The sequence below is a fragment of the Pedobacter sp. AC379 genome, from assembly GCF_979258145.1.
Window position 1 is genome coordinate 4825425 of record NZ_OZ409839.1, and the last position, 12421, is coordinate 4837845.

11 protein-coding genes and 1 tRNA gene are annotated in these 12421 nt (G+C 36.0%); 8 read left to right on the top strand and 4 right to left on the bottom strand.

What is annotated here, in order from left to right; genetic code table 11:
- Window positions 1-40 precede the first annotated feature (40 nt).
- The 3 genes from ACZZZW_RS20880 (at window position 41) to ACZZZW_RS20890 (ending at window position 3948) form a co-directional block, all read left to right on the top strand.
- Entirely contained in the window at window positions 41-2338 is a 2298-nt protein-coding gene (locus ACZZZW_RS20880; protein ID WP_235526024.1) for a patatin-like phospholipase family protein, read from the top strand.
- Window positions 2335-2865, top strand: a complete 531-nt coding sequence (locus tag ACZZZW_RS20885; protein ID WP_055906229.1) for a hypothetical protein — start codon at window positions 2335-2337, stop codon at window positions 2863-2865. The genes ACZZZW_RS20880 and ACZZZW_RS20885 overlap by 4 nt, the downstream gene beginning before the upstream one ends.
- 513 nt (window positions 2866-3378) lie before the next feature.
- Window positions 3379-3948 (top strand): 2'-5' RNA ligase family protein, encoded by a 570-nt coding sequence (locus ACZZZW_RS20890; protein WP_055906232.1) that lies wholly within the window; start codon window positions 3379-3381, stop codon window positions 3946-3948.
- Here the strand turns inward: ACZZZW_RS20890 and tamL are convergent, their stop codons facing one another.
- Window positions 3949-6372, bottom strand: coding sequence for a translocation and assembly module lipoprotein TamL (tamL, locus tag ACZZZW_RS20895; protein WP_055906235.1), 2424 nt, complete (start codon window positions 6370-6372; stop codon window positions 3949-3951).
- On the opposite strand from tamL, the gene ACZZZW_RS20900 reads away from it, so the two are divergent.
- The 5 genes from ACZZZW_RS20900 (at window position 6363) to ACZZZW_RS20920 (ending at window position 9760) form a co-directional block, all read left to right on the top strand.
- Window positions 6363-7109 carry a TrmH family RNA methyltransferase gene (locus ACZZZW_RS20900; RefSeq protein ID WP_055906238.1) on the top strand — a complete coding sequence of 249 codons (747 nt, stop codon included), beginning with the start codon at window positions 6363-6365 and terminating at the stop codon, window positions 7107-7109. The genes tamL and ACZZZW_RS20900 overlap by 10 nt on opposite strands.
- Window positions 7110-7179: 70 nt before the next feature.
- Window positions 7180-7253 (top strand) — tRNA-Cys (locus ACZZZW_RS20905).
- 34 nt (window positions 7254-7287) lie between these two features.
- Window positions 7288-7458, top strand: a complete 171-nt coding sequence (locus ACZZZW_RS20910; RefSeq protein WP_055906241.1) for a hypothetical protein — start codon at window positions 7288-7290, stop codon at window positions 7456-7458.
- Window positions 7459-7877: 419 nt separating this feature from the next.
- Entirely contained in the window at window positions 7878-9365 is a 1488-nt protein-coding gene (locus ACZZZW_RS20915; protein ID WP_463496333.1) for a hypothetical protein, read from the top strand.
- Window positions 9362-9760, top strand: coding sequence for a hypothetical protein (locus tag ACZZZW_RS20920; RefSeq protein ID WP_055906247.1), 399 nt, complete (start codon window positions 9362-9364; stop codon window positions 9758-9760). Before ACZZZW_RS20915 ends, ACZZZW_RS20920 begins: the two co-directional genes overlap by 4 nt.
- Before the next feature lie 222 nt (window positions 9761-9982).
- Here ACZZZW_RS20920 and ACZZZW_RS20925 read toward each other — a convergent pair whose 3' ends face one another.
- From ACZZZW_RS20925 to ACZZZW_RS20935, 3 genes are all read right to left on the bottom strand, one after another.
- Window positions 9983-11011 carry a quinone-dependent dihydroorotate dehydrogenase gene (locus ACZZZW_RS20925; protein ID WP_055906635.1) on the bottom strand — a complete coding sequence of 343 codons (1029 nt, stop codon included), beginning with the start codon at window positions 11009-11011 and terminating at the stop codon, window positions 9983-9985.
- 210 nt (window positions 11012-11221) lie between these two features.
- The gene (locus ACZZZW_RS20930) at window positions 11222-11872 is read right to left on the bottom strand and encodes an NAD(P)-dependent oxidoreductase (RefSeq protein WP_055906250.1); all 651 of its coding nucleotides are present in this window, start codon (window positions 11870-11872) and stop codon (window positions 11222-11224) included.
- Between the two features lie 72 nt (window positions 11873-11944).
- Complete coding sequence (locus ACZZZW_RS20935; RefSeq protein WP_055906638.1) at window positions 11945-12355, bottom strand: Rrf2 family transcriptional regulator; 411 nt, start codon at window positions 12353-12355, stop codon at window positions 11945-11947.
- Window positions 12356-12421: the final 66 nt, after the last annotated feature.

A 12421-nucleotide genomic window follows, 5' to 3' on the forward strand; every position in this document is an offset into this window, starting at 1 on the left:
AAACACCTATTTTTAGGGAGTGGTAACTTTTAAAAGATTTTTGCTGATACTTTTCGTTTTGTGCTGTAACCAATTACAAGCGCAAAAAGTAGGCCTTGTATTTAGTGGAGGTGGTGCCAAAGGTTTATCGCACATCGGTACCTTAAAAGCCCTTGAAGAAAATCATATCCCGATAGATTATATCACCGGAACATCAATGGGTGGTATTGTTGGTGCCATGTATGCTGCAGGTTACAGTCCGGCACAGATAGAAAAAATAGCCTTAAGCAGCGATTTTCAGAATTGGATAAATGGCCGTTATACGAGCGATTACACCTATTATTTCCAAAAAAATGCTCCAAATGCTTCAATGTTGACGGCAAAAGTGGCTATAGATACCGGTTTTCATTTTAGTTTCCGCTCCAACCTCATTAACGATATCCCTTTAAATTTCGCCTTTTTGGAGCTTTTCTCGCAGGCATCTGCGGTGTCTAAAGATAATTTCGATAACCTTTTTGTGCCTTACCGCTGCATGGTGGCTGATGTACTTTCGCAAAAAAGTATTACGGTAAGCAAAGGCAGTTTAGCCGAAGCTGTAAGGGCAACCATGACGGTTCCGATTATTTACCGCCCGATTAAACTGGATGGCAAATACGTGTTTGACGGCGGTTTATACAATAATTTTCCTGCTGATGTAATGGAAAGAGATTTTAAACCCGATTATGTGATCGGTGCCAATGTTTCTTCCAAAACATACAACGAATACCCAAAAAACATCGATGATCGTTTAATGAACCGCTTTTTGGTGTACATGTTTCTTTCCAAATCAGATTCTACCATGATCGGGAAAAACGGCGTTTATATTCAGCCAAATCTTGCAGCTTACAGCGTTACCAATTTTGCTCCTGTAGAAGAATTAATTAAAAAAGGTTACGATGCTACAATGGCCGATATGCCCAGAATTAAGGCTTTAATCAGCAAAAGGGTTAGCGATGAAGAACTGGCCAAAAGAAGGGAAATGTTTAATGCCAGAAAACCAGAACTTAAATTCAGTAATGTTACCGTATCGGGTGTTAATGCACAGCAAAAAAAGTATGTGGAGCGGCTTTTTAAAAGCGATAAAAGCACATTCGACCTAAAGGATATCAGGCGGGGTTATTATAAACTGGTTGCCGATCAAACCTTTGAAACTGTTTACCCCAAAATATCCTACCAGGCCGCAACCGATAGTTATACCTTTGAGGTGGTGGCACAGCCTAAAAAAAGCTTTAAATTGGATCTTGGCGGAAATATTTCAACCCGGCCGATCAGCAATGTATTTCTGGGAGCACAGTACAATTACCTCGATAGAAAATCATACACCTTCGGAACCAGTTTTTATTCGGGCCGTTTCTACGAATCAGTACAATTGAACGGACGCATAGATTATCCAACGAAATTGCCCTTGTTTTTAGCAGCCGAATTAACCTATAACCACTGGAATTTTTACAACACCAGTCAGATTTTTATCGAGAACCCCCACCCCATCTACATCGAGCAATCCGATCGAAAAATTGATCTCATGGTAGGGATGCCTTTAAATTATAATACCAAAATTGTACTCCATTCTACATTTATTAACAATAGCGATAATTATAGTCCAAACAGTACATTCGGTGTTGGCGATGTATTGGATGAAACAGTTTTTAATGGCTTTAGAGGTTCCTTTAATCTCGAAAAAAATTCCCTTAACAGGAAACAATATGCCACAAGGGGCCAAAGCTTTTCGTTAAGCTTAAATTATACCACAGGTCGCGAAAACTATAACCCGGGCAATATTTTCCGTTCTACACCAGGTTTTGTAAAAATACCGGGCAGCAGTCATTTGCGCCAATGGGGAAGTATTAAACTCACACAGGAAAATTATTTTCTGCACCTTAAAAAATACACTTTGGGTTATATTGTAGAAGGGGTAATTTCCAATCAGCCTTTGTTCAGCAATTATTACGCAACACTTCTTACCGCTCCGGCGTTTTATCCGTTACAAGATAGCAGATCCCTCTTCCTTGATAAATTTAGGGCCACTACTTATGCTGCCGGTGGTATAAAAAACATTTATAATGTTAAAAAAAATCTTGATTTTAGATTGGAAGGTTATTTATTTTTGCCTCACAAGGAATTTGAACTGAATAATTTCCAGGATGTAGATTATGCCAGGGCCATCACAAAAATACGTTATGCAGGCACTGCAGGCTTGGTTTACCATTCACCGCTCGGCCCTGTTAGTTTAAGTTATAATTTATATAATGACGCTGTTAAAAGAAATGGTGTATTATTGCATATCGGTTATTTAATTTACAATAAACGTTCTATCGAATGAAACGAATCTTACTTTTATGTACACTGTGTTTAATAGGTTTCCTGGGATCAGCACAAACCGCAGCCATTAATAATTTTCTGATAAAAGAGAATTTGCTTAAAAACAATAAACTGGCCATTATAGCAGCAGATTCACTGAACAATCCAAACGAAAATATAAATGGCACTTACACCTTTAGTGTGAGTGGATTTACGCAGATATTGAAGTTTAACGATGGTATCGCTGTGCTTCCGTTACCTATCGATAAATCTACTTTTGTTTACATTAAACACCAGAACGATACAGGAACACACAGCAAACTGGTTTATGTATATAAGAAAGATACAGATTTAACTCCTTACGCCATCAATAGCTTATGGCTTTTTATCATTCCGATTGCACTCATTATCATTGCTTTTGCTTTCCGTAAACTCATCATATTTGTGGTGATTGTGTTTTTGGTATTTGTATATTTTAACCACAGCAACGGATTAAACCTTTCTACGTTTTTTGAAAGTATTTTTGATGGCCTAAAGAACCTCGTCTGAGAAAGAGTTGTCAACTTTAAGGCTTAAGCCCACTTACGCTCAGGCTCGTTTTTAACGAGCGTGTAAATAATAATCGTTTATAACGATACGTCACACAAAACGAGCAAAAGGGCACTATTAGCCGGAATTTCCGTTAATCCTCAACACCGACAGACAGTAATCTTAAACCATTTTTTAGAAAAGCAATGCTTGTGGTGCTTCGGATATACCCGTCCCGCCCTTTGCTTAATCCCGATGAAACTAATCTATTATTATTAAAATTCATTTAAACATCGGGATAACGCTGTCGGTCGGGTTTATTGAACAGCGGAAAATCATTAGCAGATCAATAAGTGGTTAGTGGAAACCTGAACCACTGCAACAAGGTTATTTTATCCTCAATTGTAGCACTTATTAGGCCTTTTAAACGTGCTGCTAAATAAAAGCTTTTGTAACTGCTTTCTACAAAAGAAATGTTGCTTTAGCAAACGATAATTAATTTCGATTTACTAATATTTTTAGTAAATTTGAGTTATGGAAAACCTATATTTAGTTTGTTTAATACCACCAGCTTCAATAGTGGAGGATATTGACGAAATGAGGATTTATATTTCGGAGAAATTCAAAGTATACGAATCATTAAAACGGCCTGCACACATAACTTTATATCCTCCTGTTAAATTATCATCACTAGAAGCCGAGAAAAGATTTTTTAAAGCACTTGAAGATGCCGCTTATGGCATTCCTTTTACGCAGGTACTGCGAAACTTTAGTTCATTCCACGAAAAAACATTTTACCTTGATGTAGAACAAAATGAGGGTTTAATGAAGCTGGAAAAACAGATTACTAAAGAATTACAACCTTTAAAACTGATAGAGAATAAGGAGAAGTTCAATCCGCATCTAACCTTGGCTTTCAGGGATGTAAAACTACCCGTTTTTCAACAGCTTTTAGCCGAATTTAAAGACAGAAAATTCAAGCGAGAATTTCAGGTTTCATCATTTTCAGTTTACAAACATCAAGACAAAAGATGGCAACCTTTTAAAGAATTTGCGTTGAAGAATCCCGATTCAAAAGCCAGGCCACTAAGCCTGTTTGATTAATTAAAACGGCATCCCGATCCCGAAGTTATATTGTAAAAAACGATAAGTATCAGGACCATGTGTTGAGTTATAATTGTCTTTAAAATCTCTCGCTCCGGATAAGAATTTACTGATCACCCATTGATCTGATCCAACAAATTGCGGATCTTTCAGCTTTAAGCCCACATCAAACCTGAATACAAAATACTGCACGTCATACCTTAACCCCAAACCTGTACCAATAGCCAATTGCTGTACAAATTTGTTAAATTTAAACACTGTCTGCTCATCAAGTGTTGGGGTTCCAACCAAAATTGATTCGCCTTTACGGAGATTCCATACATTACCGGCATCAACAAATGCAGCACCTTTTAAGGTGGCGCCGAAAAAATTCTTGGCTACAGTAAACCGGTACTCAAAGTTTGTTTCAATACGCATGGTACCTAACTGATCCAGGCCATAAAAAGCTCTTCTTAAAGTATCACTTCTTAAAAGTCCTCTATCATAGTTTCCCGGCCCTATGGTTCTCGCCTGCCATGCCCTGATCCCACTTGATCCTCCTGCAAAAAACTGTTTCTCAAAAGGAATACCTGTTTGCACTGAATTGCCATAAGCATAGGCAACACCTGCATTTAAGCGGGCAATAAACTGCCGTTCGCCACCTAAGTGTTTATACCACCTGATATCAACTTCAGGGCGCATATACTGGTTAAATGGCAAACCTAAAATTTTAGCAGGATCGTTATTGGCAGGATCATTTTTGGCTCCGGTAAGCTTGGAAATACCTTGCAGCATATTACCTGCAATATCCATTCCTGCCCTTAAATAGACGAAAGACCTGAATTCATTCAACTTATTTGCATTTAAAGTATAGGTATACTTCATGCCCAATGTTAAATCCTTACGGCCAAGCAAAGTAGAATAATAAAGGTTATTTAAAACAGTTTGCGCATCTACATTAGGATCTAAGTTTCCAAAGCGGTATTCGAAATTTAAAGGGGTAAAAGAGTGTAATTTAGATTTAGTTTCCACCCAATCGTAAGTAATAGAATTGATAAAAATCCTTCTTACCGAAACATCTTTTTGCAAAGCATAAATGTAACTACTTGAAAATGTGGTATGTGGCATTCCGTTACCCCCAAGCGTAGGATTATAGAAAGGAATCATCAACCTCGGCACCGTAATACTGGCGCTGATCGAAAAATCGCGCTGATAAATATCGCTGAAAACCTTTGCTCCATTCCCAATTCTGGATTGCAACCCACCTTTAAGTTGTAATTCAAACCTTTCGGCCCCTCTAAACAGGTTGTTATTTGTGTAAGTATTACTAATGTTAAACCCCACCGTACCGCCATTAAAAGGCACCTCACCTTCTACCCGGTTGCTCATTACTTTCTGAGGGATAAGCTGAATTACGGCATTTACCTTATTCGAAGTGCTATCTCTTCTAAAATAATCAATTTTAACATTTTTGAAAATATTTAGCTCATATAAGCGATCGTAGGTTAAGTTCTCGTTGCGAATGTCGTAAAGTTCACCTTGCTTTAAAAAATCGTATCTCACAATCGGATTTCTTCTATATCGCTTAGAGAAATCGGTGAATACTATTCCGTTTAACGTATCCTTGCTCAATTTATAACGAACAGAATCCGGAAAACCATCCGGATTTGGTGCAATAATCATATGTGTATAACCGATATTGAACTGTTTATGCGGTCCATCTGCGGGATCGGTAACATTTAAATTCAAATCAATTTTATTGGTTTTAGAGCTGGGTTCGGCACCATAAACATCAAAATTTACATAAGGCCTTAAAAAATAGAAATAGCCGTTTTCTTTCATAATACGATAAATCTGTTCCCTTTCATAAGTTAATGAATCCTCATCGTATTGCATGCCTTTGTGCAAATGGCTCACCAACGCCTTATTCGTTTCGTAAAGATTTTTAATATTCGCATTTGGGATCGAATCTGTAAGCTTATCTATAAAATAAGCAGGCCCTGGTTTAGCACTGAATATAACTTCTGCTTTTTTATCTGCTACTTTTATGGCTGCAGCTACTTCTGCCTGCCGGTAACCTTTACTTTTTAAAAATTTCTGGATCTGGGTTCTCGAAATTTCTACCAAAGTACTATCCAGAATAGCGGGTGGCGTACCAAAAGGCTTAATATCGTTGGTTTTATACCTGCCATCTTTCGTATTGAAAAGGTTATATAACGGTACCTGAATACTTAGCTTGGAGGCAGGTCGGAGATCTTTCTGTACGTAATTATAAGCTTGCTCCTCAAATTTCGCATCTATGCTATCAATAGTAACCTTTTTCACGATCGATTGATAGTCGGCAATGTATTTAGTTGATGAACAGGCCTGAATTAAAACAATAATAAATAGTAATATTGCAGTGCTTTTCAGTTTAATATTTATTGAGTTTTGGTATGCTTTCAAAATCACAGATTAGTTTTATAAAGTCGTTACATCAAAAAAAACACCGTAAAGAACATGGGTTATTTATAGTTGAAGGTATTAAATCCATAAAAGAATTTATTCAGTCAAGCTTCCAGATCCATACGTTATTTTACAACAGCGAACAATACAATTTGTTACCCAAATTGCCTGCAAATATAAACTTATTTGAAGTAAAGAACGCTGAATTAGACAAGATTAGTGCGTTACAAACCCCGCAAGGTTTTTTAGCATTGGTTCACATCCCTAAAAACGAGGAAATAGACCTCAATGTATTAAAAAATCAGTTTACTTTAGTGTTGGATGGTGTTCAGGATCCGGGCAACATGGGTACCATTATCAGAACTGCAGATTGGTTTGGTTTTAAAAATATAATCTGCTCTTTAGATTGCGTAGAAGTATTTAATCCAAAAACAGTACAGGCCACTATGGGCTCATTGGCAAGGGTAAATATTTATGAAGCAGATTTACCGGGGCTGTTGGCTAAAAACTCCATACCTGTTTTCGGGGCTTTGTTAGATGGCGAATCGATTTACAAAACCCAATGGGGAAAAGAAGGATTGGTAATTTTGGGCAATGAAGGGAAAGGAATATCACCAGAGGTAATCAAAAAAATAAATAAGCCGGTAACCATTCCGAGAATTGGAGAAGCAGAATCGTTAAACGTGGCTGTAAGTGCTGCAATCTTTTGCGCTGAGTTAGTGAGAGTTCGAAATTAAAACGATTTTTATTGAGATATTATTTGCGGGCTAACTAATAATTGCTATTTTTGCAGCCTTGAATTTAAAAGGTCGAGTGGCCGAGTGGCTAGGCAGAGGTCTGCAAAACCTTCTACAGCGGTTCGAATCCGCTCTCGACCTCCATTTGTACAAATAAAATAATTAAAAGGTTATTACCATGGCAGTTACCAGATTAAAAAGAAAAGACAGAAGGAATAAAAATACAGCTCACCAAGAGGTAGCATTTTTAAAAAGAGCAACTAACATTGAGTTAGGAAGCCGCTCTACTCAACCTAAAAACGATCAATTGGCTAAAAACAATGCTGTTTTAGCTGGTTTAGCAAAATAGTTTTTAGGAATTCTTCTTAAAAAATTTAAAGCATCCTTCTGATCAAAGGATGCTTTTTTTTGTGGCATTATTTTTCCGAACAAAAGATAAAAAGCAAAAACATTTTTCATAACTGAAAAAGACAACTGAAATCATGATTAGCATTCCCAACAGAATAAATTTAAACACTTCATCAAAATCAGGTTAATTGTGTATCTTGACAACGCAAACAAACCATTTAACAAGTGGTAGTTAGCAATTAATTGACCTGAAGATAAAAACATAGCAAAAATACCACTGCTAAAAAATTATTTTCAATGCAGTTATTACCATATAAGATAAAAATCATGGGTTAGTTATAACCCTATTAGCACCAAAGTACATCCCAGCTTAAGGTTGCTAAAAAATTATATAATTAGCGTTAAAATAAACCGCTTTAAATGGGAACAATCAAATACATTGCGAAAACCATTACAGAAACTGCAGAAAGCATTAAATGGATTGCCACCAATGGCAATATCACATTCAATGCAGCTGGTGAAATTATTCACCAAAGCAGAGATAAAGTAACGTATGGAGAATATGAACCGATTGAAAATAATGATGTAGATTTTAAGATCACCTTTTCATTAAATAAAAGCTATCAGAGCGTAGTTCCCTTGGGTATATTAGATTTTAACAATGAATATGAAAATCCATACTTTGCATTTGATTACTCACTGAGCTTAAATGATATAGACTCACTTCAATTTCAGATTACTGATGCTGATGGAAATGTTATTTATCAGTTGAGTAACTTAGCTCGTGTTGTGGTTATTGCATCTAGAGTACCGCAGATCAACAATAAAATCAAAGACTTGTTGCCTGCTTACCCATCCAAAACATTTGATTTCGGTGCAATTCTCGATCAATTTAGCCTTCTACCTGCCGACTACACAAAAGTTGGATCATACGTGTTGTATTGGGACGGTTTTGATAATAATGAAGTTTACGACAGCACACGTTTTAACAACAAAACCCTAACTGCCCAAGTAACAGCTATTAAGGCCGGTAAGAGAAAAAACATAAAGTTGGAATTTTCTACCCGATACGAAGAGGTAGATTGGGTTGATGTAAAAATAGACCGGAAAAAAAACCGGATTGATACTACATTAAGGGTTAACCTGCAAGATGGTGGAGCAAAAGGTTTGAATTGCTGGAAAAATACTAGGAACTTTAATCCACTCTCCAATAAAAGTGAAATATGTGATTGGGATAAAATACCCGAAAACTCGATAATGTTTTATGGCGAACAACCCATAAAAAAAAGAACAAGAACTTTTGAAGAATTAAGAAATTTAGCATTACGGGGAATTAATAAATATTGGAGCAGGAAATACGAAACAACGGGAGGTGTGGGAACTATTATCAACGGTGAGAAATGGGAGATAATGACAAATACCTTACAGGATATTAATGGAATGACTGCGCCTGAAATTATATTTTTCACCAATGATGAAGAAACAAATTTCACACGTTCACGTAACTGGGAATTATCTAGGAAACTCTTCTATATAGTAGGATATACATATGATAATGATTGGAAGACAAGTAAAGAAAGCATAAGATATTTGAACAAAGGATGGTATTTCAAGAAAGAATCAAATGCTGATGAAGAATTCTTAGAAACATCAGCACATGAAATTGGTCATCAACTGCTTTTAAAATATGGAGGTCATATCCTTTCTAAAACACACAAGGGCACCTCTAATTGGAGTATGATAATCCAAGAACCGAATCAAGACACTGCTTATCCTAAAAATGGGGAAATTGATTTAATGAAATACGCTGACGATTATTATCCTGTGGATTATTATCAAAGAGTAATCATAGCACCAGAAGACTTACTAGGACTTATATGGTTAACTAAAATTAAGGTAGGATTATGAAATGGATAATAATTGTTTATTTATTCATTTTTATGAGCTGTAACTTTTCAAGTTCAACTAAAGATAATTCAAGGAAAATTACTGATTACTATCATGGGATTGTTCTGAATGAGCAATTTGAAAAAGTAACAGGTGTGAGCGTAATGATTTTAGAACCTGGAAGTCATGCTGTTGCTACAGATAAGGAAGGCCATTTTGAAATAAAAAACAAAAAATTCAACAAAATCAATATTCAACTAGAAAAAAGCATAATTTTCGCTAAAGAAGGCTATATAACAGATACAGTATCCACATTATTAATTGGCCCAAATCATTTAGGCAAGAAAAAAAGTATCAATAACTATTTCATTCATGAAATACCAGATACCATAATTTTAAGGAGGAAACTTTTCTAACTGTTTAGAATTTTATAATCCATTCGCAATATTAAGTTCATTATTATTAAGCAATAAGGCACCGTAATACAATGTATTTAAGAAAACAAAATGAAAACCATAAATAGATTATTATCAAAGCGTAATCATATCACTAAAAGAATTATTAGAACTTTTTATGGTTAACTAAAATAAACCAATTTAGATCTCAGCTAATAAGAAAAATAGCTTTTACCAATTAAACTAAACCAGTGCCTTACAAATATTTTTGATCAACCCTGGCCCCTCGTAAATGAAGCCTGTATACAACTGAACAAGACAAGCACCAGCCGCTAATTTTTCTTTTGCATCTTCTGCCGAATGAATTCCACCAACACCAATAATCGGAAATGCTTTATTTGATTTTTCTGCAAGATAACGGATAACCTCTGTAGACCTTTCTTTAACCGGTTTACCACTTAAGCCACCTGTTTCGGCTGTTAAATCCTTTTCAGTGGCCAGGTTTTCTCGGCTTATAGTTGTATTGGTAGCAATAATGCCTGCAATTTTGGTTTCGGCAACAATTTCGATAATATCATCCAATTGGGCGTTGGTTAAATCAGGTGCAATTTTTAATAAAATCGGACGTGAGATATCATTTTTACGGTTGCGCTGCTGTAAGGTATTTAAAATCTTTTTTAAGGGTTCTTTTTCCTGGAGTTCGCGTAAACCAGGTGTATTAGGTGAACTTACATTCACTACAAAATAATCTACCACATCGAACAAACGATCAAAACATTTTATATAGTCGCTTACCGCATCTTCATTTGGTGTTGCTTTGTTTTTGCCAATGTTTCCGCCAACAACAATATCAGGATGTTTATCTTTTAGCAAGCGTAAACGCTCAGCCATTACATCTACCCCTTTATTATTAAAACCCATCCGGTTAATTAACGCTTCATCATTAGGTAAGCGGAACATCCGTGGTTTATCGTTTCCGGGCTGAGGCATTGGTGTAACTGTACCTACCTCTATAAATCCGAAACCTAAATTACTAAGCGATTCTACATATTCGCCATTTTTATCAAATCCAGCAGCCAAACCAACAGGGTTTCTGAATTTAATCCCAAAAACTTCGCGTTCCAAACCTTTAATATGAACATCGAAACTGCTACGGATTATGGTTTTACCCAATGGAAATTTATCATTAAACCATTTTAACCGCTTAACTACAAAATAATGTACGTTCTCAGGGTCAAATTTGAAGAATAGTGGTTTAATTAAGCGATACATGCCACGAAGATAAGAACTTAATATAAAAAATGGAAAAAAGGTTAATTGGCTCATTCTTTCATTAGTCTATACGGCCAAATCCAATCCTGAGTACAACATTGGATCAGAGTTGATGCTCAATAGTTTCATAACCATGCCAGATAAGCAACCTGGCCAATAATTATTAGACTATAAACCATCAACTCTAGGCAATGGCCTATTTACCAATGACTAATAAGCTGCGGTAAACTGCTCCTGGTGATGTGCATTATTCTCCAATTCATCAGCAATAACAATGGCTAAATCTTCTACTGATAAAATAGAACGACCTTCCTCATTAAAAACCGGACTTGTTTTACCCAAACGGTATTTACCAGTTCTACCTGTGGTAATTCCCTGGTGCATTTCAATAGCCGGACTAAAAAACAACCAATCCAATTCTTTTTCTTCTTTCAGGATATTAAAATAATCTCTTACAGCGGTTGCTCCTGGTTTATAGTCTGCCGGAAAGTCTGGTCCGTCTACAATCTGGTGGCCGTCAATCTGCAAAGTACCTGCACCACCAATAAAAATATAACGTTTAACGCCCGATGCTTTTACAGCAGCCTGTATAGCTTTTGCGCCTTCTACGGTATCATTATATAAATTTGGATTGGTCCAGCCTGCATTAAAAGCACTTACCACGGCATCAGCCCCTTTTAATGCTTCCGTTAATTGCTCGGTATCCAAAACATCAACTGTTACCTTTTGTACTTTATCATCGGTGTTTTCAATTTTAGTGGTATCGCGTGCAATGGCGATTACTTCATTACCACGGTTTACCAGCTCATTTAAAATGGCTTTGCCTACAAATCCTGAGGCTCCAATTAGTGCTACTTTCATGCTCTTTTAATTTTAAATTAGTATTAAATGTTAAATTGTAATATTATTTATTACAGTTTTAGTTAAATTTTTTTATTTAAACCCGGCACTAAACTCTTTTAATGATTTTGTTGCCAAATTCTTAACCAAAGCATTTTCTGCCTCAGCATATAAATTATTTAAATGCTTGGTAATCTGTTTACCTACCGGACAATCAGGATTTGGTTCATTTTTACTTTCGCCCAATAAACTTTTCTGCTTTACTGCTTTATAAACATCGCCCAGGTTAATGTCTTCAGGATTTTTAGCTAAAGTAGAACCTCCACCCTTCCCTTCTTTACTTTGCACAAAACCATGTTTATGCAAATTGGCTAATTCTTTTCTCACTAAAACAGGATTACAATTGATACTACCCGCAATATATTCAGAGTTCAATAGCTGTCCTTTTACCTGATCAAGAAGAGTAAGAATGTGAAGCGAGATAGAAAAGTGACTGCTGTTCATACTGTAATTATTTTTATTACAGAACAAAGTTATGATAATTTTTACCCGTTTTAAAAAATTAACATC

Excerpts from the sequence above, each read along its gene's own strand:
- ACZZZW_RS20885 (WP_055906229.1), top strand. The coding sequence starts at position 2,335 with ATGAAACGAATCTTACTTTTATGTACACTGTGTTTAATAGGTTTCCTG.
- ACZZZW_RS20890 (WP_055906232.1), top strand. The coding sequence starts at position 3,379 with ATGGAAAACCTATATTTAGTTTGTTTAATACCACCAGCTTCAATAGTG.
- ACZZZW_RS20900 (WP_055906238.1), top strand. The coding sequence starts at position 6,363 with ATGCTTTCAAAATCACAGATTAGTTTTATAAAGTCGTTACATCAAAAA.
- ACZZZW_RS20910 (WP_055906241.1), top strand. The coding sequence starts at position 7,288 with ATGGCAGTTACCAGATTAAAAAGAAAAGACAGAAGGAATAAAAATACA.
- ACZZZW_RS20915 (WP_463496333.1), top strand. The coding sequence starts at position 7,878 with ATGGGAACAATCAAATACATTGCGAAAACCATTACAGAAACTGCAGAA.
- ACZZZW_RS20920 (WP_055906247.1), top strand. The coding sequence starts at position 9,362 with ATGAAATGGATAATAATTGTTTATTTATTCATTTTTATGAGCTGTAAC.
- ACZZZW_RS20925 (WP_055906635.1), bottom strand. The coding sequence starts at position 11,011 with ATGTATCGCTTAATTAAACCACTATTCTTCAAATTTGACCCTGAGAAC.
- ACZZZW_RS20930 (WP_055906250.1), bottom strand. The coding sequence starts at position 11,872 with ATGAAAGTAGCACTAATTGGAGCCTCAGGATTTGTAGGCAAAGCCATT.
- ACZZZW_RS20935 (WP_055906638.1), bottom strand. The coding sequence starts at position 12,355 with ATGAACAGCAGTCACTTTTCTATCTCGCTTCACATTCTTACTCTTCTT.